Origin of the sequence: Stenotrophomonas sp. ZAC14D1_NAIMI4_1, from assembly GCF_003086775.1 — a bacterium.
In the GTDB taxonomy this organism is placed as follows: Bacteria; Pseudomonadota; Gammaproteobacteria; order Xanthomonadales; family Xanthomonadaceae; genus Stenotrophomonas.
Genome location: NZ_CP026001.1, coordinates 2,780,347 through 2,800,906 on the forward strand (window position 1 = coordinate 2,780,347; position 20,560 = coordinate 2,800,906).

At 68.0% G+C, this 20,560-nt stretch carries 18 protein-coding genes; 2 read left to right on the forward strand and 16 right to left on the reverse strand.

The annotated features are described in order from the left end of the window. Positions 1–612 precede the first annotated feature (612 nt). The 11 genes from C1927_RS12880 to C1927_RS12930 all read right to left on the reverse strand — a co-directional run bounded on the left by C1927_RS12880 (position 613) and on the right by C1927_RS12930 (position 12,566). Positions 613–1,992: an ATP-binding protein gene (locus C1927_RS12880; protein WP_108746905.1), complete on the reverse strand. Its 1,380-nt coding sequence runs from the start codon at positions 1,990–1,992 to the stop codon at positions 613–615. Further along, positions 1,970–2,653 carry a response regulator transcription factor gene (locus C1927_RS12885; RefSeq protein WP_079222289.1) on the reverse strand — a complete coding sequence of 228 codons (684 nt, stop codon included), beginning with the start codon at positions 2,651–2,653 and terminating at the stop codon, positions 1,970–1,972. Before C1927_RS12885 ends, C1927_RS12880 begins: the two co-directional genes overlap by 23 nt. A gap of 95 nt (positions 2,654–2,748) precedes the next feature. Beyond that, a complete protein-coding gene (locus C1927_RS12890) occupies positions 2,749–4,932 on the reverse strand; it encodes a PAS domain S-box protein (RefSeq protein WP_108747843.1) in 2,184 nt (727 codons plus the stop codon). Between the two features lie 208 nt (positions 4,933–5,140). Then, entirely contained in the window at positions 5,141–7,528 is a 2,388-nt protein-coding gene (locus tag C1927_RS12895) for a Tex family protein (RefSeq protein WP_108746906.1), read from the reverse strand. Between the two features lie 188 nt (positions 7,529–7,716). Then, positions 7,717–7,932 (reverse strand): hypothetical protein, encoded by a 216-nt coding sequence (locus tag C1927_RS12900; RefSeq protein WP_025879252.1) that lies wholly within the window; start codon positions 7,930–7,932, stop codon positions 7,717–7,719. A 705-nt stretch (positions 7,933–8,637) separates the two neighbouring features. Then, positions 8,638–9,090, reverse strand: a complete 453-nt coding sequence (locus C1927_RS12905) for a hypothetical protein (protein WP_079222292.1) — start codon at positions 9,088–9,090, stop codon at positions 8,638–8,640. Next, a complete protein-coding gene (locus C1927_RS12910; RefSeq protein ID WP_079222293.1) occupies positions 9,087–9,290 on the reverse strand; it encodes a PspC domain-containing protein in 204 nt (67 codons plus the stop codon). Before C1927_RS12910 ends, C1927_RS12905 begins: the two co-directional genes overlap by 4 nt. A 65-nt stretch (positions 9,291–9,355) precedes the next feature. Beyond that, positions 9,356–9,724 carry a YfeK family protein gene (locus C1927_RS12915; RefSeq protein ID WP_108747844.1) on the reverse strand — a complete coding sequence of 123 codons (369 nt, stop codon included), beginning with the start codon at positions 9,722–9,724 and terminating at the stop codon, positions 9,356–9,358. A gap of 45 nt (positions 9,725–9,769) precedes the next feature. Next, positions 9,770–10,837, reverse strand: a complete 1,068-nt coding sequence (phaC, locus tag C1927_RS12920) for a class III poly(R)-hydroxyalkanoic acid synthase subunit PhaC (RefSeq protein ID WP_108746907.1) — start codon at positions 10,835–10,837, stop codon at positions 9,770–9,772. Positions 10,838–10,843: 6 nt separating this feature from the next. After that, entirely contained in the window at positions 10,844–11,929 is a 1,086-nt protein-coding gene (gene phaE, locus C1927_RS12925) for a class III poly(R)-hydroxyalkanoic acid synthase subunit PhaE (RefSeq protein ID WP_108746908.1), read from the reverse strand. Between the two features lie 22 nt (positions 11,930–11,951). Beyond that, positions 11,952–12,566 (reverse strand): phosphatidylcholine/phosphatidylserine synthase, encoded by a 615-nt coding sequence (locus C1927_RS12930; protein WP_108746909.1) that lies wholly within the window; start codon positions 12,564–12,566, stop codon positions 11,952–11,954. Between the two features lie 345 nt (positions 12,567–12,911). Here C1927_RS12930 and C1927_RS12935 point away from each other — a divergent pair, with 345 nt between their 5' ends. Further along, the gene (locus C1927_RS12935; protein ID WP_108746910.1) at positions 12,912–13,562 is read left to right on the forward strand and encodes a class I SAM-dependent methyltransferase; all 651 of its coding nucleotides are present in this window, start codon (positions 12,912–12,914) and stop codon (positions 13,560–13,562) included. Between the two features lie 62 nt (positions 13,563–13,624). Here C1927_RS12935 and C1927_RS12940 read toward each other — a convergent pair whose 3' ends face one another. From C1927_RS12940 to C1927_RS12960, 5 genes are all read right to left on the reverse strand, one after another. Further along, complete coding sequence (locus C1927_RS12940) at positions 13,625–14,992, reverse strand: MATE family efflux transporter (protein WP_108746911.1); 1,368 nt, start codon at positions 14,990–14,992, stop codon at positions 13,625–13,627. A gap of 118 nt (positions 14,993–15,110) precedes the next feature. Next, positions 15,111–15,740, reverse strand: coding sequence for a DUF2239 family protein (locus tag C1927_RS12945; protein WP_108746912.1), 630 nt, complete (start codon positions 15,738–15,740; stop codon positions 15,111–15,113). 185 nt (positions 15,741–15,925) lie between these two features. Then, positions 15,926–16,414, reverse strand: coding sequence for an 8-oxo-dGTP diphosphatase (locus C1927_RS12950; RefSeq protein WP_079222301.1), 489 nt, complete (start codon positions 16,412–16,414; stop codon positions 15,926–15,928). 42 nt (positions 16,415–16,456) lie between these two features. Then, on the reverse strand, positions 16,457–16,969 hold the full coding sequence (locus C1927_RS12955) for a DUF1249 domain-containing protein (RefSeq protein WP_079222302.1): 513 nt from the start codon (positions 16,967–16,969) through the stop codon (positions 16,457–16,459). A 184-nt stretch (positions 16,970–17,153) separates the two neighbouring features. After that, positions 17,154–17,975 carry a pyruvate, water dikinase regulatory protein gene (locus C1927_RS12960; RefSeq protein ID WP_079222303.1) on the reverse strand — a complete coding sequence of 274 codons (822 nt, stop codon included), beginning with the start codon at positions 17,973–17,975 and terminating at the stop codon, positions 17,154–17,156. A gap of 143 nt (positions 17,976–18,118) precedes the next feature. On the opposite strand from C1927_RS12960, the gene ppsA reads away from it, so the two are divergent. Further along, complete coding sequence (gene ppsA / locus C1927_RS12965; RefSeq protein WP_079222304.1) at positions 18,119–20,497, forward strand: phosphoenolpyruvate synthase; 2,379 nt, start codon at positions 18,119–18,121, stop codon at positions 20,495–20,497. The last annotated feature ends 63 nt before the right edge of the window (positions 20,498–20,560 follow it).

The window sequence follows — 20,560 nt, forward strand, 5'->3', positions numbered from 1 at the left end:
AGGGGTGGGGTTCGGCAGGGCTGCGCCCTGCACCTGCTTAATGCAAAGGCCAAAGCCAAAGCCAGGGCAGCTCTGGTTTTCTGCTGGTCGGGCGGGGCGGTGTGGGTGGGCAGGACACGCCGTAAACCCGTCCATGGGGGCTCGATGGCGCCATCCATGGCGCCAACGGTCCTGCCCACCCACACCGCCCCACCCCCGACAGGTTCACGCGGCTGATGGTGGGTGCCGACCGTTGGTCGGCACATCTGTCAGATAGCGAATGAATTCATCCACGCATGGCGTGGATCTACTGGCAACGCCGGCTGTTGGTAGGTGTCGACCTTGGTCGACACATCTGTCAGACATCGATATCCGACCCCGTGCCGACCAACGGTCGGCACCCACCAATTGCAGCGGGCACCAACAGGCCGCAGAGATCTGTCGAAGGCGGGGTGGGTCCGGTTGCGGGGGCGTGAGCGCCATGGATGGCGCGACCGAGCCTCCATGGACGGATTTACGGCGTCCCCCGCAACCGGACCCACCCCGCCATCCCACGGAATGCAGGCTTTTGAAGTTGACGTTGACGTTGATTGCAGCAGGTGCAGGGCTGCAAGCCCTGCAGAAGAACACCCCCTACAGCACCTGCGGCCGGCACAGCAGGCTGAAACTGGCACCGCCCAGCCGCGACTCCCCTGCCGTCACACGGAACCCGTGCAGGCCAGCAATGGCCGCCACGATCGACAGGCCCAGGCCGAACCCCCCGCCCTCGCTCGCATCGGCCCGATGGAACCGCTGGAACACCAGGCTGCGCTCCGCCTCGGGAATGCCCGGGCCGGAATCCTCCACCACGATGCACGTGGCAGTGTCCTGTACCCGCGCGGCCAGCCGCACCCGGCCGCCCTCCGGCGCAAACCGGATCGCGTTGTCCAGCAGGTTGCCGATCGCCTCGAACAACAGCCCACGATCACCCACCACGCCAGGCAGATCCGCCGCCAGTTCCAGCTCCAGCCATTGGCCCTTTTCCTCGGCCAGCGGCGCGTAGAACGCGTGGATCTCGTGCAGCAGCGCCTCCGGCGCCAGCGCGACGAAACCGGAGCGGCGCTGGTGGTCCTCCAGCTCGGAAATACGCAGCAGCGCGCGGAAACGCGCCATCAGCGTATCGGTCTCGTCCAGCACCTGCTCCAGCGCAAGCGCCTGCGGTTCACCATCGCCCACCTGCTGGCGCATGCGGTACAGCTGCGCGCGCAGACGGGTCAGCGGCGTGCGCAGGTCGTGGGCGATGTTGTCGCACACCCCTTTGACCTCGGTCATCAACTGCTCGATGCGGTCGAGCATCGCGTTGACGATCGAGGCCAGCATGTCCAGTTCATCGCGGCGGCTGGACAACGGCAGGCGCTGCCCCAGGTTGCCGGCCACGATCTGCGCGGTGGCCTGTTCAATGGCCTGGATGCGCCGCAGTGGCCGCCGGCGCAGCAGGTGCCAGCCGAGCAGGCCGGGCACCAGGGTCAGCGACACGCCCCACAGCAGCGCATCAAGAATCAGGTGATTCACCTCGTTCAAGGGACCGCTGTAGCGCACCAGCACCAGGATGCGGCCGTCGCGGGTCGGCATCGCCAGGCCGAAGCCACGCTTGCCCTGCGCGTTGGCATCGGTGATCGGCAGGCCCGATACCGGGTGCGCGCTGCCATCGCGCGGCAGCTGCGCCGGCAGGGTTTTCAGCACCCCGGCCAGCGGCTGGCCCTGCGGGGTGAACAGCCCGTACGCGTCGATGCCATGCAGGTCGTAGCGCCGGTTCTCGCGCAGGGCTTCGGTCAGCGCGTCGCCGGTGAAGTGTTCGAACAGGTGCGCCCGCTGCAGGACCGCCGACTGCGCCAGCTCGTCCAGGTACAGCGACACCCGCCAGTACAGCACGCCCAGCAGCACGCACGACCACGCCACGAACAGCAGGCTGTACAGCCCCAGCAGGCGGCTGCTGGACGAACGCCAGCCGTCAGACAGTTTCGCTGAGGACATAGCCACTGCCGCGCACGGTACGGATCAGCGACGGCAGGTCGGCCTGGTCGAGCTTGCGCCGCAGGCGGCCGATATGGACGTCGATCAGGTTGGTGCCGGGGTCGAAGTGGTAGCCCCACACTTCCTCGAACAGCATCATCCGGGTCAACACCTGCCCGGCGTTGCGCATCAGGTATTCCAGCAGCTTGAACTCGGTCGGCAGCAGGCTCAGGCTGCGGCCACCCCGGTGGGCGGTGCGCGCCAGCAGGTCCAGCTGCAGGTCGCCCACGCGCAGCACGGTCTCGTTGCTGGCCGGCTGCTGGCGGCGACGCAGCAGCACTTCCACCCGCGCAGCCATCTCGTCGGAGGCGAACGGCTTGGTCAGGTAGTCATCGCCGCCGGCACGCAGGCCGCGCACGCGCTCGTCCACGTCGGACAACGCGCTGAGCATCAGCACCGGGGTCTGCACGCCGATGCGGCGCAGGGTGGTGACGATGGCCAGCCCATCCAGCCCGGGCAGCATGCGGTCCAGGGTGATGGCGTCGTAGTCGCCGCTGGCGGCGCGGACCAGGCCTTCACGGCCGTCGGCCACCCAGTCCACCTGCAGCCCATGGTTGCCCAGCTCCGCCACGATTTCCTGGGCGGTGATGGCATCGTCCTCGATGGTCAATACGCGCGACATGGGCACCGCTGAAGTCCAGACTCGCCCATGCTCGCCAAATCGGCCGGTGCGGGCAAATGAAACATGCTTCATGCGGGCGCCCGGTACGTACCGGTTCAGCCCGGCTCGTTGTCCTCGTTGGGCAGTTCGCCCAGTTCGCCCTGCACCTGCACGTTGTTGCGGCCCATGGCCTTGGCCCGGTAGCACTGGGCATCGGCGGAGGCCACCGCCTCATCCACGGTCATGCCCGTCTCAAGCGGCGCAATGCCGATGCTGGCGCCGATGCGCAGCCGTGCCGTGTCCCACGGAATGGACAGTGCGGCCAGGGTCTGCAGCAGTTCGCGGCCGATGCGGGCGGCACGGCGCGGGCCACAGCCAGGCAGGATCACCGCGAATTCGTCGCCCCCCAGCCGCGCCACGATGTCCGAATCGCGCACGCCGTGGCGCAGTACGCTGGCCACCGCCCACAGCACGGCATCGCCGGCCAGATGGCCCCAGGTGTCGTTGACCGGCTTGAAGCGGTCCAGGTCGATGAACATCAGCGAGGCGGCCTGGCCGGTGCGCTCGACGCGGGTGATCGCCTGCTGTAGGTGCGCCTCGAAACCCCGGCGGTTGCCCAGTTCGGTCAGCGGGTCGATCTCGGCCAGGTGGCGTGCCTCGCGCTGGCGGGCGCGCTGCTGGGTATCGTCGCGCAGCACCCACACCGCGCCGCGCACGTGGCCCTCGTCATCGCGCAGCCAGGCGCGGGTGAGGTCGACCGGCACCGTCACCGCGCCCATCCGCATCAGCAGGTCGGCGTGCAGGTCCACGGCATTGCTGTCCGGGTCCAGCAGCACGGCGACGTCCAGCACCGAGCCGGGCGCGTATTCGGTGGTCAGCGACAGCACGTCCTGGACGTTGTGGCCGGCCAGGGTCAGCGCACCATCGCCAGCCAGCATGCGCACGGCGGCGGCATTGGCGTACTCGATGCGCCCGGCCAGGGTGACGCTCAGCACCAGGTCGGCCACCGCATCCAGGGTGATGCGGCTGCGCTGCTCGCTTTCGTACAGGCGCTGCTCGCTGCTGCGCTGGGCGGTGACGTCCTGGATCTGCGACACGAAATGCAGCGGCTCGCCACGCTCGTTGCGCACCAGCGAGACCGACAGGCGCGCCCAGATGGTGTTGCCATCGCGGTCCAGGTAGCGCTTTTCCAGATGGTAATGATTGCGCCGGCCGGCCAGCAGGTCCTGCACCAGGGCCAGGTCGTTCTGCAGGTCGGCCGGGTGGGTCAGGCGCTGGAAATCGACCTGCAGCAGCTCTTCGCGCGGGTAGCCGAGGATGCGGCACAGTGCTTCGTTGACGTCCAGCCAGCGCCCTTCGAGCGAGACCAGGGCCATGCCCAGCGCCGCCGAGGTGAACGCACCGGCGAACTTGTCCGCCGCCAGCCGCGCATCGGCACGCGCCTGCTGCATCTCGGTGATGTCGATGGCCATGCCGACGTAGCCGATGCGCTGGCCGTCGGCACCGTCCATGCGGCTGATCGACAGGCGCACCTGGCGGCGCTGGCCATCCTTGCGCAGGAAGGTCCACTGCCGCGAGAACGTGCGGCCCTGGGCCTGCGCCGTCATGGCCTGGAAAATCGTCGGCAGGCGCCCCTCGGCATCGGCCAGCGGCGCCAGGAACACGGCCATCTCTTCAGGCTCATGGAAGATGCCCGGGTCGACCCGGCCCACCACGTCGTCGGCCGAATAGCCCAGCAGGCGCTCGGCGCCGGTGTTGAACAGGGTGATCGTGCCCTGCGGGTCAGTGGCCATCACCGCCACTTCGTCGGATGCATCGACCAGCGCCTGCAGCCGCTGGCGCATTTCCGCCGCGTCCTGCCGGGCCTGCTGCAGTTCGGTCACATCGTCATGGGCGCCGGCCATCCACAGCGGTCGCCCCTGCCCGTCCCACTCGAACACGCGCCCGCGGTCATGGATCCAGATCCAGCGGCCGTCCTTGTGGCGCATGCGCAGCAGGCACGCGTATTGATCGGTGTGCCCCTGGAAATGCGCTTCCAGCGCCGCATCCGAACGCGCCAGGTCATCGGGATGGACCAATGCCTGGAACGTGTCCTGGCTTACCGGCTCCAGGTCTTCCTGGCGGTAGCCGACGATCTCCGCCCAGCGCGCGTTGATGCGCATCTGGCCGGTCTGCACGTTCCATTCCCAGGTGCCGGCGGCGGTGCCTTCAATGATCATCGCCAGGCGGCGACGGTCTTCGGCCAGCTCCAGCAGGCGGCGCTCGACCAGGGTGCCTTCGTTGTTGCCGGGGCCGCCCATCAGCGCCCCGTGCCCTGCGCGCACGCGCGCGCCGGCCGCAGCAGTGGGCTGCAACCGTGGTGGATGCTGGCGGGTACGATTGGCGCCACGGCCCTCCCCCGGCGACGTCGGGACGGCCCGATGGCCCCCCATGGGCGCAAGTGTGCGCACTGCGGGGGAACCTCGACAAGTCCCCCCACCCGGGCCGCAGCACGGGTGGGGGCGGAGGTCAGCTGCGCTTGGCGCGGGCGAAGGCGTCGGCCAGGGCGTTGTTGGCCGGTGGCGCCGACTGCGCGGGGCGGCCGCCCGTGCCCTGCCCGCGGTTCTGGCCACGGTTCGGGCCGCCTGCATCGCGGCGCGGCCCCTGCCCCTGGCCGCGCTCCTCGCGCTGGCCCGGCCGGCTGGTGGCCTGGCCGGGGGTGTCGTCCAGGCGCCGGGTCAGGGCAATGCGCTTGCGCGGCACGTCCACCTCCAGCACCTTCACCTTGACGATGTCGCCAGCCTTGACCACGTCGCGCGGATCCTTGACGAAGGTGTCCGACAGCGCCGAGATATGGATGAGCCCGTCCTGGTGCACGCCGATGTCGACGAAGGCACCGAAGGCGGCCACGTTGCTGACCACGCCTTCCAGCACCATGCCTTCGCGCAGGTCCTTGATGTCCTCCACGCCTTCGGCGAAGCGGGCGGCCTTGAACTCCGGACGCGGGTCGCGGCCCGGCTTTTCCAGTTCCTTGAGGATGTCGCGCACGGTCGGCACGCCGAAGGTCGCATCGGTGAACTGCTCGGCTTTCAGGCCACGCAGGAAGCTGCCGTCGCCGATCAGCGCCTTGATCGGGCGCGCGGTGCTGGCGACGATGCGCTCGACCACCGGATAGGCTTCCGGGTGCACGGCCGAGGCATCCAGCGGCTGGTCTCCATCGGCGATGCGCAGGAAGCCGGCGCACTGCTCGAAGGTCTTTTCGCCCAGGCGCGCGACCTTCAGCAGGTCCTTGCGGCGCTTGAACGGGCCGTTGTCATCGCGGTGGCGCACGATGTTCTCGGCCACCGTGGACGACAGGCCGGACACGCGCGACAGCAGCGCGGCCGACGCGGTGTTGACGTAGACGCCGACAGCGTTCACGCAGTCCTCCACGCGCGCATCCAGCGCCCGTGCCAGGCGGTACTGGTCCACATCGTGCTGGTACTGGCCAACGCCGATCGCCTTGGGTTCGATCTTCACCAGTTCGGCCAGCGGGTCCTGCAGGCGGCGGGCGATCGACACCGCGCCACGCAGCGACACGTCCAGGCCGGGGAACTCCCTGGCCGCAAATTCAGACGCCGAGTACACCGAGGCACCGGCCTCGCTGACCACCACCTTCTGCAGCTTCGGGTTGCCCGCGGCCTTGATCGCCTCACCGGCCAGCTTGTCGGTCTCGCGGCTGGCGGTGCCGTTGCCGATCGCGATCAGTTCGACGTTGTGCTTGGCGCACAGCTGCCTGATCGTCTGCAGCGACTGGTCCCACTGCCGGCGCGGCTCGTGCGGGTAGATGGTCTCGGTGGCCACCAGCTTGCCGGTGGCATCGACCACGGCGATCTTGCAGCCGGTGCGGATGCCCGGATCCAGGCCCAGCACGGTCTTCGGCCCGGCCGGCGCGGCCAGCAGCAGGTCCTTCAGGTTGTCACCGAACACGGCAATGGCGTCGGCCTCGGCCTTCTCGCGGGCCTGGTTGAACAGGTCCAGCAGCAGGTGCGTGTGCAGCTTCGCGCGCCAGGTCAGGCGGCAGGCATCGAGCAGCCAGCGATCGCCGGCGCGGCCCTGGTCGGCGATGCCGGCCTTGCGTGCCACGCGGCCTTCGGCGTACTGGTGGCCGGCTTCGGCATCGCTGCCCGGATCCAGCTCCAGGAACAGGATCTCTTCGCGGCGCGCACGGAACAGCGCCAGCAGGCGGTGCGAGGGAATCTTCGCCAGCGATTCGGCGTGCTCGAAATAATCGCGGTACTTGGCGCCCTCGGTTTCCTTGCCTTCGGCCACGCGGGCGCGGATGACGCCGGTTTCGCCCAGCCAGGTGCGCAGTTCGCCCACCAGCGCGGCATCTTCGCCCCAGCGCTCCATCAGGATCGCGCGGGCGCCTTCCAGCGCCGCCTTGGTATCGGCCACGCCCTTTTCGGCATCGACGAAGGTGGCAGCGAACACCTGCGGGTCCTGCGTAGGGTCGCCCAGCAGGCCATCGGCCAGCGGCTCCAGCCCGGCCTCGCGGGCGATCTGCGCGCGGGTGCGGCGCTTGGGCTTGTACGGCAGGTACAGATCTTCCAGGCGGCTCTTGGTATCGGCCGCGAGGATGTCGTTGCGCAGCGCGTCGCTCAGCTTGCCCTGCTCGCCGATGCTGGCCAGCACTGCGGCGCGGCGGTCTTCCAGCTCGCGCAGGTAGGTCAGGCGTACTTCGAGGTTGCGCAGCTGGGTGTCGTCCAGGCCACCGGTCACTTCCTTGCGGTAGCGGGCGATGAACGGAACGCTGGCGCCCTCGTCGAGCAGGCCGACCGCGGCACGTACCTGGGCGGACTGGGCACCGATCTCGTCGGCGATGGTCTGGGCGATCTGCTGGGCGAGCGCGCTCTGGGCGTTCTTGGCGTCGTGCATTGCTTCAGGTCTGGGCCGCGTTACGGGAAGGCCCCATTCTGGCAACCCACGGCCAAGCGGGACAAGGCGTTGACAGGCGGTGGGATTCAGCCTCCGGCGGCCGGTCTGGACGCCGGCATCCTGGCGGGGGGGCTGGGATGCCGGCGCGGGCGCGCGATGGTGGGCGCGCCCTGCCGCGTGCTACGGGGTCAACGGTAGTGGCGGGCGGCGCGCTGCATGACGATGTCGTCGCGCAGGCTTTCCAGGGCCATCAACCGGACCTTGCCGACACCCTGCAGTTCCATGAACCGCTCGGTGTAGAACTCCGGCCCCAGCGCGGTGTCGGCGCGGGATTTGCTGAAGCCGTAGGGCACCACGCCCTTCTCGCCATCCTTGCTACCACCGACATAAAGAACGATTGCCATGTGATGTCTTCCTCCAAATTGCTACTGCGTACTGCACACGATGAGCGGTACTTGCGAGCTCATCGGGATAGAGCTTACCGCGATCAAGCTGACTGGAACGTCACGAAGGCTAATGACGATCGGTTGCATGCAGATGACTGCCGGATCACTGCAGAACGCTTACATATCCTTAACTTCCGGCTAACAAACGGGGGTTTCCAGCCAACGGCGCAGCCCCTCGTGGGTGGTGGGTGACGCGACTGGCATTGCGAGCCGGGCCGGGCGGGGTGGATTCGCGGGACACGCCGTAAACCCATCCATGGGGGCTCGATGGCGCCATCCATGGCGCCAACGGTCCCGCGAACCCACCCCGCCCGTCCCCTGACGGTTCCCGGGTGCCTCCACCCACGGAAAAGAAAAAGAAGATCAAAAGCAGAGCGGCCTGGCCGGCCGCTCTTTGCTTCCTGTAGAGCCAAGCCATGCTTGGCTGCGAGCAAGCGCAGCGCGCGACCCGCTTCTGCTGTTCTTTTTCTCTTCCGTGGCTGGACGCCGCAGGAACGTGTCCGTGGCCGGGCAGGTGGGTTGCGCAGGGGCGTGAGCCGCATGGATGCGGCGACCGAGCTTACAGGGACGTACTTGCAGCGCCCCCTGCGCAATCCACCTGCCCGGCCAGCCCGCATGAATCACCGCGCCCCAGCCACGAGGGGCTGCGCCGTTGGCGGGATACTACGGCCACCAGCCATGCCCGAACCGGGCGTAACGATCCGCCGCCCGCTCGAACGGGTTGCGCGCACTCACGCCCCCACACAACAGGTAGACCGGCAGGTACAGCGGCCCCAGCACCAGGTACTGGTACACGTGCGCCCGCTCGTGGTCATCCAGCCGGATCAGCGGCTCCACGCCCCACCCCGCCTGGTGCGCATAGGTGCGGCACGACATGCCCAGGTCATGGCCGGTGTGCAGGATCACATTGCCCAGCGTGATCGCCCCACCCGGCCCCCAGGGCCAGTGGTCGAAGATGAGCGCACAGTCGCGCCCGCTCCAGCGCAGCTTCGCCCCGCCCAACAGGCCGGCCAGCCCAGCGATCACGCCGATCAGCGTATTGGGCACGGTCCAGGCCGCGCCCAGCACCTGCAGCGCGCGCAGCCAGAGGGGCCAGGGCCGGGAGGCGGCGTTCAATCGGCCTCGTTCGGGATCAGCAGCCACAGGATCAGATAGATCAGGATGCCGGGGAAAGCCGCCGAGCCGATCGAGATCAACACGAACACGATCCGCACCAGGGTCGGGTTCCAGCCGAAGCGATGGGCGATGCCGCCCATCACGCCGGCGATCATGCGATCGTTCAACGAACGCGACAGCGTGCGTGGCGTGGTGTTCATGGCGGTTCTCCTCGGGAATCAGAAGGCACAGTCGAGCGTGGCTCGACTCTACACCCGGGCCATGTCTACGGCGTGCGTTGGCGCAGCGCCTGCAGGCGGGTGCCGAACCAGGCCGCGGCGGTCTGTTCAGCCTGCCCGGGGCACTGGATGCGGTAAGGCTTGCCGCTCATGCTGCTCTGGCTGGCCGCGCGCTCGATGAACTGCTCGGCGCTGTCCACCTTGTCCTTCTTCAGCAGGTAGTCGTACTTGCGCTGCAGGTGCGCACGCGCCTCGGCCGCGTCATGCCAGCTGCCGTTGCGCTGGAACCGGCACTGCGAACCATCCAGGCTGCCGATCAGCTGGGCGATCTCGCGCTGCGCCTGCGGGCCGGGGGCGGCGTGGGCAAGCGGCGCTGCCAGCAGTGCGGCAAGAATCAACGGAATACGGTACGTCATCATCCCCCCAGGGCAGTCTACAGAGGCAGTCGAGCAAGCTCGACTCTACGGGTCGCGGGCCTTCAGCCAGCCATCGATCGTTGCCGGCACTTCGCGCTGAGCGCGGCCGGACACGTAGATCCCGATATGCCCGCCGCGGAAACTGGATTCGGTGTAATCAGCCGTGCCCAAGCGCCCACGCATGGCCCGCGAGGCGTCCGGCGGCACCAGATGATCCTGCTCGGCATAGATGTTCAGCACCGGCAGGGTCACCTTCGACAGATCCACCGCTTCCTCGCCGATCCGCACCGTGCCATTCACCAGCCCGTTGCCCTGGTAGAACTGCTTGATGAAGTCGCGGAATGCCTCGCCCGCCAGGTCCGGCGAATCGAAGATCCACTTCTCCATGCGCAGGAAATCCTCCAGCGCGGCCTTGTCATCGAGGATGTCCAGCAGGCCCACGTACTTCTGCACGTTCAGGCGGAACGGCTTGAGCATCAGGTAACTGGCGTTCATCAGGTCGGCCGGGATGTTGCCCAGCGTGTCCACCAGCAGGTCCACGTCCACCTGCCGCGCCCAGTGCGAGAGCATGTTGTCGGCGGTATGGAAATCGACCGGGGTGACCATGGTGATCAGGTTGCCCAGCTTGTGCCGGCGCAGCGCGGCGTAGCACAGGGCGAACACGCCGCCCTGGCAGATGCCCAGCATGTCCACCGGCCCACCGCTGCGTGCACGCAGCGCATCCACCGCGCCGTCGATGTAGCGCAGCAGGTAGTCCTCCAGGGTCTGGAAGCGCTCGGAGCGGTCCGGGTAGCCCCAGTCCAGCACGTACACGTCCTGGCCCAGCGCCAGCAGCTTCTGCACCAGCGAACGGTCCGCCTGCAGGTCGACCATGTACGGCCGGTTGACCAGCGCGTAGACGATCAGCAGCGGCGGCTTGCGGCTCGGCGCCTGCTCGCCCACGAAGCGGTACAGCACCACCTTGCCGTCGCGCCAGATTTCCTCGCGGGCGGTGGCGCCATAATCCACGTCCTCCACCTGCGGCAGCAGCTTCAGCCCTTCCATCAGCTTGCGCTGCATGGCCAGGGTTTCCTGCATCAGGTCATCGGCGTTGAAGCCCAGCGGTCCTTTCATCGGTCGTTATTTCCGCGCAGTGGTGCGGCGTGTGGCGGGCTTCGCCGGTGCTTTCTTTGCTGCGGCCTTGCTGGCAGCCGGCTTGGCCACGGCGGACTTTTTCGCCGGCGCGGTCTTCTTCGCCGCCTTGCGCGCGGCCGGCTTCACCCTGGCCGGGGCGGGCTGCGCCACCGGGTCGACCTCGGCGGTACCGGCCAGCACCGCCACCTGCGCCTGCAGGCGGCGCAGGCTGCGCTCCAGCTCGGCGATGCGGCGGTGGGCGGCGTCCATCTCGCTGCGCGTGGGCAGGCCGATGCGTTCGCTCACCTGCTCGACCTCGCGCTGCAGGCCCGCGCGCAGGCGCATCTGCGCATTGCCCAGCGAAGCGTAGACCTGCTGGAACGCCTCGGACAGGGCGACCTTGGCGTAGGCCTCTTCGGCCACCTCGATCCACAGGTCGAACATCGCCCGTGCACTGGTCAGCTGGCTGCCCGGCTGTTCGTGCTCGGCCAGGCGCTTCTCGAACAGGTCGAAGGCCTCTTCCAGCGCCTGCTTGATCTGGTCCACGTAGGCACGCGAATGCTGTTGGTATTCCTCCTGCGCGCGCAGCAGGGTCTGCCAGCGCGCCTGGTGCTCGCGGCCGGGGCCGAACGCCGGGCTCTGCAGCCACGGGCCCGCCTGCACCTGCCATTGCTGCAGCCAGGCAGCGAACTCGGGCAGCGAGGCACCGGCCTGCGTGCTGCCGCGTGCGCCCTGCAGCATCCACTGCAGCATGCCATCGCCCTGCCCCTGCACGGCTTCGCGCCAGGCCTGGGCCACGTCGGCGCTGCTGGCGTCGCGGCCGGCAAAGCGCGCGGCCACTTCCTGCATGGTCCCGTACCAGCTGCCGGCCTGCTCGCGGAAGCGGCGCAGCGCATCTTCCGGGGCACCCTGCCCCTGCTCGGGCAACAGCTGCCCCCACCAGTCAAACAGGCGCCGCCAGCTGCCCGGGTCGTCCCCGGCCGGTGCGCCCGGCGTGGCGGCATGGCGCAGGGCATCGCCCCAGGCGCCGAAGTACTGGCGGGACAGGGTCTCGAAATCGCTGCTGCCGGCGTCGTGGGCCGAGCTGGTCATCGCGGGCCTCCGCTGGGCTGGGTCATGGCTTGGGGATGTGCAGGGTCTTGCTGATCATCAGCGACCCGGACAGGGCGAACAGCAGCACCATCGGGTGCAGCTGCCACGGGCCGAGCTGCCATTGCCCGAACCAGAGGTTGTGGCCGATGGCGTCGGTGCCGGCGGCAATGGCCAGCACGATCACCAGCGCCAGGCTGGTAGGAATGGGCGTGCCCTCGAAATACTTGACCTTGCCCTCGTCGCCGGACAGCGACTCGGCGGTCACGTTGTAACGGGCCAGGCGGCTGACGCCGCAGCAGACGAAGTAGCTCAGCACCAGCCAGTCCCAGCCGCCCTGCATGCCGCAGGCATAGGCCAGCGCCGCCGGGGCCACGCCGAAGGAGATCACGTCCGACAGCGAATCAAGCTCGCGGCCCAGGGTGGAACTGGACTTGCGCCAGCGCGCGATGCGGCCGTCGAGGGCGTCGAAGATGAAGGCCAGCGGGATCAGCGCCATGCCGAACATCAGGTAGCCGCGCTCGCCGTCCTGCAGGAAGCGCATGGCGGCAAACACGGCCCCGGTGCCGCAGAAGGCGTTGGCCAGGGTGAACCAGTCCGCCAGTTGGAACTCACGCAGCATCGAGAAATGACGTTTCATGGGGTCTCACGGAGGATCAAGGCGGACAGGGTACCGCGAGCGCCGCTGCTGGCGACAGCGCGGACCGACGACGACCTTCACCCGCCCGTCACCGCTCATCACCAGCGGTGAATTTTTGGCCACCCATCTTGACAGCCTAGGGGGGTGGCGCCTGTCGGGGCTTATCCACAAAGTTGCCCACGCGTAATCCACACCCCCTGTGGACAACCTGGTCTCAGGGACTGCGACGCTGGCCATTTGCTGATCACCTCGACGAGGGGTTTCCCTACTTCCCAAGTTGCCGACCCGGCGCTATGGTCACCGGCGGACCCGCCGACGCCACGTCCGATCCCTTTTTCATGGACGTTGTCGATGCTGGACGCACGCACCCTGGCCGCGCAGTTGCGGCACCCCCACGGCGAAGCCGCGCTGGCCGTGGGCGAATCGATGAACCGCAGCAACGGCGCCTTGAACCAGGCCGCGATCAGCCTGCTGGCGGTCATTGCAGGCGAGCAGGTGCTGGAGATCGGCCCCGGCAACGCGGCCTTCGCGCCCCTGCTGCTGCAGGCCGCCGGCAGCCATTACCTGGGAATCGAGCTGTCCACTGCCATGGTGGACGCCGGCAACCAGCGGCTGGCCGGTACCGGCCTGGCCGACCGCGCCGCGATGCGCCATGGCGATGCCCATGCACTGCCGGTGGCAGATGCGTCAACGGACGCCGCCCTTGCAGTCAATACCCTGTATTTCTGGCCGAACCTGGCCCCGGTGCTGGACGAGCTGGCGCGGGTGCTGCGCCGGGGCGGCCGCCTGTGCCTGGCCTTCGGCGATGCCGCCTTCATGCGCGGCCTGCCGTTTGCCGGGGATTTCCAGCTGCACGAACTGGATGCGGTGGAACTGGCCCTGCGGGTGTCCGGCTTCAGCGTTTCGGCCTGGCGCAGCCACCGGGAAACGGCCATCGGCAATGACGGCCAGGCCCGCGACAAGCACTTCCACCTGCTGCTGGCACACCGGCGCTGATCGCCCCCGCCGGGCCGCACCCGGTAGTGCCAGCCGCTGGCCGGCAACATCGGCAGCAGCGCTCAGGCAACCGCCTGCAACCGTCGCCGCCAGCGGCTGAAACACGCCACCTGCATCACCAGCATCGCCAGCAATCCCAGCGGCCAGGCCAGCCACAGCCCCGGCAAGCCCTGCGTTGACTGCAGCCACATCGCCAGCGGAAGCTCGAGCAGCAGTACCGCCGCCATTCCCAGCACGGCGGGCAACAGGACCGTTCCACTGCCGCGCATCACCCCCACCAGCACCGCCATCGGCGCCATTGCCAGCACGCCCCACACCACCGTCCGCAGCTGCAGCGTGGCCAGTGCCTGCACCTCGGCTGCATCCAGGATCAGGCCGACCAGCCACGGCGCCAGCAGCACGACAAGCAGCACGACCGCAGCCAGCAGCACCAGCGCAAGCCACGCACCGACGCGGGCGATGGACGGCAGCCGGGCGTTGCGCCCGGCCCCTGATGCATGGGCCGCCAGAATGGTGGCGGTGATGCCCAGCGACATCGCCGGCAGCTGCACCCAGCTCATCAACTGGTTGACCGCGCCATAGGCCGCAGTGGCTTGGTAACCGTGCGGGTTGATCCATCCCAGCAGCGCGATTTCCGCCACCGCCAGACTGAACATCTGCAGCGACGCCGGCACACCGATCCGCAGGATGCGACGGACAAGCTGCCCATCGAAACGGATCGCCCCCAGCAGCGCGCGGCCCGGCGCCAGTGGATGCCGCAGGCGTCGCCAGCGCCACAGCAACCAGCCCAGCGCCACGGCGGAGGCGAACACCGCCGACACCGCTGCACTGGCAGCGCCCAGTCGCGGCAGTCCGCCCCAGCCCAGGATCAGCAGCGGCGTGCACAGCAGTCCCAGCACGGTTGCCAGCAGCAGGGCATGCAGCGGCGTCTTTGCATCGCCCACCGCGCGGCTGATCGCCGTGGCCAGCCACAACAGGAAGAACACCGGCGCGCCCAGCAGCAGCACGCGCGCATACACAGTGGCCTCGCCGAGGATGGCCACTGGTGTGCCCAAGGCCGCCAGCAGCTGCGGCGCGAACGTGCTGCCCACGCAGAGCACCAGCACCGACAGCAGCAGGACCAGGGCGATGGCGCTGCCAGCCACGGCACGTGCCTGCTGCGGCTGACCCGCCCCCCAGGCGTTGCCGATCAGCACCATCGCACCCGTTGCCAGGCCCATCACCAGGGCCAGCAGCAGGAAGAAGACCGGAAAGAAGGCAGCGGCAGCCGCCACTGCCCGCGTTCCCAGCAGGTGCCCCAGGTAGATGTTGTCCAGCGTACCGGCCGCCAACTGCAGCGCATTGGTCAGCAGCATGGGCACCAGCAGGGCCAGGTAGGTCCTCCACAGTGGCGGGGTGGCTGCGGCGATGGGTTGTGCAGCGATGGTCATGGCATTCCTTGGGCAAGGCGCTGCCCTGCCCGGCGTTTCCGCCAGCAAAGCACGCACAGTCAGAGCGGGCTGCGGCCCGCGGTCAGATGAAGCGGCGGCTCAGCGCCGCGATGGAAGGTCAGCTGTTGGTGCGTTCGGCGCTGTCATCGAAGGCCAGCCACAGCGCGTGCCGGCACACGTCCTCCGGCCAGGCCTGCAGCGCTGCGAGGAATCGGTCACGGTCATGCGCGAACAGCACACGGATGACCTCCTCGAACCCCGGCAGGTCACCTGCGATGGTCTGCAGGAAGTGGTAGGCACGCTCGCTGTCGCGGCGCCGGCGATCCTTGTCCGCACCCTCGCGGCTGGCCGCTTCGACCAGCCGCCGCAGCACCACCGACGCCCCACCCGGCTGCTCTGCCAGCCACGCCCAATGGCGTGACAACAGGGTCACCTCGCGCGCCACCACGCCCAGCTTGGGCCGACCGCGTCCGCGCGGTGCGGCGGGCAACGCTTCGGCAGGCGGCTCCGGCCCGGCAGCGGGCGCGACCGGAAACGCCTTGGCCACGCGCGCCAGCAACTGCGCATCGCTGCCACGCGTGTCGAAATCATGGGAACGACCGGTGGCGTTGTCGAACACCAGCAGCGGCCCCGCAGCGTTGTCGGCGCGCAGCTGCTTGAGCGCCAGCGCGGCCATTGCCGGAGTACCGGAAACAACCAGGCGATGACCATCAAAACAGCTGAAAGGGGCAAGTTCCTGCGCAGGCATGGCGGTGGCATCCGGGACGATGCGGGAATATTGCCCGGGTAATATTGAAACGTCAATATCACCCGGGTATTAATACCCCGAAACACGCGCCGAACCCGCCCAGCCGCAGCCGGTAGTGCCGGCCGCTGGCCGGCAATATCGCAGCATCGGGCAGCCGGCCAGCGGCCGGCGCTACCCGAATGACCTCAGAGCCGGCTGAACGCCCAGCTCTGCATGCGCCCATCCCGGTACGGCATCACCCCATGGAACGGGCGCGGGTCGGCGTCGAACACCAGCGGCAGGAAGTTGCGGTCACCCTCCCACATCGGCAGCGTGTCCAGCTTGTCCACGTCCACCCACTCCAGGGTGCCCTCGTGGTTGCCGCCGTGCGGGCTGCCTTCGAAGCTGTCGATGATGAAGACGAAGCCGAACCAGTCCTCGCCGTGCTTGCCGAAGCCCGGCCAGCTGATGGTGCCGCGCAGGCGCATGGCCGTGCAGTCGATGCCGGCTTCCTCGGCGATCTCGCGGCGCATGCCGGCCGCCACGTCCTCGGTCGGTTCAACCTTGCCGCCCAGGCCGTTGTACTTGCCCAGGTGGTGGTCACCGGGCCGCGTGTTGCGGTGGATCATCAGCACCTGGCGACGATCGGGCGAGAGCACATAGCCCAGGGTGGCGACGATCGGGGTATACGGCATGGGGCAGCATCCAGCGGCAGGTCAGCCCCGGATTATGGCCGATCAGCGCACCAGCGACAGGCGGCGCTCGGCCGGCAGCGCCGCGCTGCCCTCCGGGTCGCGGCGCAGGGTAGCCACGCCGTGGCCTCGCTCGGCCAGGTATTCCAGCCACTTGCCGAGGAAGGTGTTCATCCGCATGCGATGGCTGATCAGCTCCGCCGGCGGCGGGTACAGGCCCATCGTGTCCTGCCAGCGGCGGCCCACGTAGCAGTGGGTGGTCTCGGCCTGGCGGGCATCGCGGTACAGGCGCACATAGGCCGAGGGGTCCGGCTCGCCGGTGACCGGGTCGGCCAGGTCGTAGGTCAGGCGCAGCTCCACCGTGTAGCGGTGGCATTCGATCACGTCCAGGCGCACGTCCAGGCCGTCGCCCACGGAGGAGACGTAGCTGCCGGCGGTCAGTTCAGCCGGGGCGAACAGGCGCACCAGATGCCGGTAGTTTTCGGCATACAGGCCCATCAGCCAGCTGAGCCGGCTCAGGCGGGGGATGCGTTCGGTGCGGGGCGAGGCTTGGGCCATGGGTCGATCCTACACGTTGGCCTTACAACGTGGGGGCTGCACGGGCCCGGCCAAAGGGGGGCGTTCAACCGCCGCTGCGCCCGGGACGCCCGACCGAAACCTCGGGTAGTGCCGGCCGCTGGCCGGCAATCCGCTGCCGCCGGCCACCCTGGCAGCCGGCCAGCGGCCGGCTCTACCAGCCGCCTCAATACATCTCGCGCTGCAGCCCCAGCGTGCCCAGCACCTTGCTGGAAATCTCCTCGATCGAGGTGTGGGTGGTGCTCAGCGTCGGGATCCGCTCCATCTGGAACATCACCTCGGCGGCGGCCACCTCGCGCTTGCAGGTGTCCAGGTTGGCGTAGCGCGAGTTCGGCCGGCGCTCCTGGCGGATCTGCTGCAGGCGGTCCGGGTCGATGGTCAGGCCGAATAGTTTCCGACGATAGTTTCTCAGCCGCGGCGGCAGGCGGTCGCTTTCCAGGTCCTCGTCGGTCAGCGGGTAATTGGCCGCGCGCACCCCGTAATGCAGGGCCAGGTAGATGCAGGTGGGCGTCTTGCCGGCGCGCGACACCGCCACCAGGATCACGTCGGCGTCGTCGTAGTTCACCGCGATGCCGTCATCGTGGGTCAGGGCGAAGTTCATCGCGTTGATGCGGCGGTGGTAGGTCTCGAAGTCCACCATGCCGTGGGCCTGGCCGACCCGGGCCAGGCGCGGGCTGGACAGTTCCCGCTCCAGCGGCTCGATGAACGGGGCGAACACGTCCAGCATCAGGGCCCCGCTTTCGCCCAGGATCAGGCTCAGGCTCTGGTCCACGCAGGAGTTCACCACGATGGGCCGGACCTGGTACCGCTCCCCCGCTGCCTGGATCCGGGCACAGGCTTCCCGGGCTTTTTCGGGGTCGTCGATGAACGACATTCGATCAGTGATGAAGCTGAACCCGGTGAACTGCGTGAGCAGGCTATGCCCAATGGTTTCAGCGGTGATACCGGTTCCATCGGAAACGTAGAACACCGGACGGATGGTCGACATAGGCGGTTTTCACCCCTCTGAAGCTGAAAATGGTTGCAGCACAAGCTTGTGCCGACGGTACTGCGACCGGCATCATATCGGCTTCTTCCTACGGACGCGGCCATTCAGCCCGCCTCGGGCGATGGCCAAACGGAGCATCGCGCTTGAACGAGAACATCCTGTGGTTGCACGAACTGCGTCTGGGCGATCTGGCCCGCGTAGGCGGCAAGAATTCGTCGCTGGGCGAAATGATCGGCAACCTGGCCGGTCTGGGGGTCTCCGTCCCCGGCGGTTACGCCACGACCGCTGAAGCCTTCAAGGACTTCATTGCCCACAACGACCTGTCCAAGCGCATCTTCGACAAGCTGGCCACGCTGGACGTCGAGGACGTCAATGCGCTGACCGTCGCTGGCAAGGAAATCCGCACCTGGGTGATCGACGCCCCGCTGCAGCCGCAGCTGGACCAGGACATCCGCAGCGCCTACGCCACGCTGAGCGCCGAGAACGGCGGCGGCGACGTGGCCGTTGCAGTGCGCTCCTCGGCTACCGCCGAAGACCTGCCCGATGCGTCCTTCGCCGGCCAGCAGGAAACCTTCCTCAATGTCACCGGTGCCGACGATGTCGTGCACAAGGTCAAGGAAGTGTTCGCCTCGCTGTACAACGACCGTGCCATCGCCTACCGCGTCCACCACGGCTTCAAGCACGAAGACGTGTTCCTGTCGGCCGGCGTGCAGCTGATGGTGCGTTCGGGCGTCGGTTCCTCCGGCGTGCTGTTCACCCTGGACACCGAATCGGGCTTCCGTGACGTGGTGTTCGTCACCTCGTCGTTCGGCCTGGGCGAAATGGTCGTGCAGGGCGCGGTCAACCCGGACGAGTACTACGTCTACAAGCCCACCCTGCAGGCCGGCAAGCCGGCGATCCTGCGCCGCTCGCTCGGCAGCAAGGCGATCCGCATGGTGTATTCGGATGTCCCCGGCGAGCGCGTCAGGATCGAGGACACCCCGGCCGAACTGCGCAGCACCTTCTCCATCAGCGACGAGGACGTGCAGGAACTGTCCAAGCAGGCACTGGTCATCGAAAAGCACTACGGCCGCCCGATGGACATCGAGTGGGCCAAGGACGGTGTCAGCGGCAAGCTGTTCATCGTGCAGGCGCGCCCGGAAACGGTGAAGTCGCGCAGCCACGCCACCCAGATCGAGCGCTTCGCGCTGACTGAAAAGGGCGGCAACGTGCTGGCCGAAGGTCGTGCCGTCGGCGCCAAGATCGGCTCGGGCACCGCCCGCGTGGTCAAGACGCTGGAAGACATGAACCGCGTGCAGCCGGGCGACGTGCTGATCGCCGACATGACCGACCCCGACTGGGAGCCGGTGATGAAGCGCGCTTCGGCCATCGTCACCAACCGTGGTGGCCGTACCTGCCACGCCGCGATCATCGCGCGCGAGCTGGGCGTGCCGGCCGTGGTCGGTTCGGGCAACGCCACCAAGGTCATCGAAGATGGCCAGCAGGTCACTGTCAGCTGCGCTGAAGGCGATACCGGCTTCATCTACGAAGGCAAGCTCGATTTCGAGCGCACCACCACCGATCTGGGCAACATGCCGCCGGCACCGCTGAAGATCATGATGAACGTGGCCAACCCGGAACGTGCCTTCGACTTCGGCCAGCTGCCGAACGCCGGCATCGGCCTGGCCCGCCTGGAAATGATCATCGCCAGCCACATCGGCATCCACCCGAACGCGCTGCTGGAATACGACCGCCAGGATGCGGCCACCAAGAAGAAGATCGACGAGAAGATCGCCGGCTATGGCGACCCGGTCAGCTTCTACGTGGACCGCCTGGCCGAAGGCATCGCCACCCTCACCGCTTCGGTTGCGCCGAATCCGGTGATCGTGCGCCTGTCGGACTTCAAGTCCAACGAGTACGCCAACCTGGTCGGCGGCAGCAACTACGAGCCGCACGAAGAGAATCCGATGATCGGCTTCCGCGGCGCCAGCCGTTACGTCGATCCGAGCTTCTCGGCCGCCTTCGCGCTGGAATGCAAGGCCGTGCTGCGCGTGCGCAACGAAATGGGCCTGGACAACCTGTGGGTCATGATTCCGTTCGTGCGCACCCTGGAAGAAGGCCGCAAGGTCGTCGAGGTGCTGGAGCAGAATGGCCTGAAGCAGGGCGAGAACGGCCTGAAGATCATCATGATGTGCGAAGTGCCGTCCAACGCACTGCTCGCCGATGAGTTCCTGGAGATCTTCGATGGCTTCTCGATCGGCTCCAACGACCTGACCCAGCTCAGCCTGGGCCTGGACCGCGATTCGTCGATCGTCGCGCACCTGTTCGACGAACGTAACCCGGCGGTGAAGAAGCTGCTGTCGATGGCCATCAAGGCCGCACGCGCCAAGGGCAAGTACGTCGGCATCTGCGGCCAGGGCCCGTCCGACCACCCGGATCTGGCCGAGTGGCTGATGCAGGAAGGCATCGAGTCGCTGTCGTTGAACCCGGATACCGTGGTCGACACCTGGCTGCGCCTGGCCAAGCACAAGGCCAATGGTTGATCCATTGATGGGCTGACGTCGCTTTCATTGGCGTCCGCCCATACTGCAGTTGCATGCACGCCC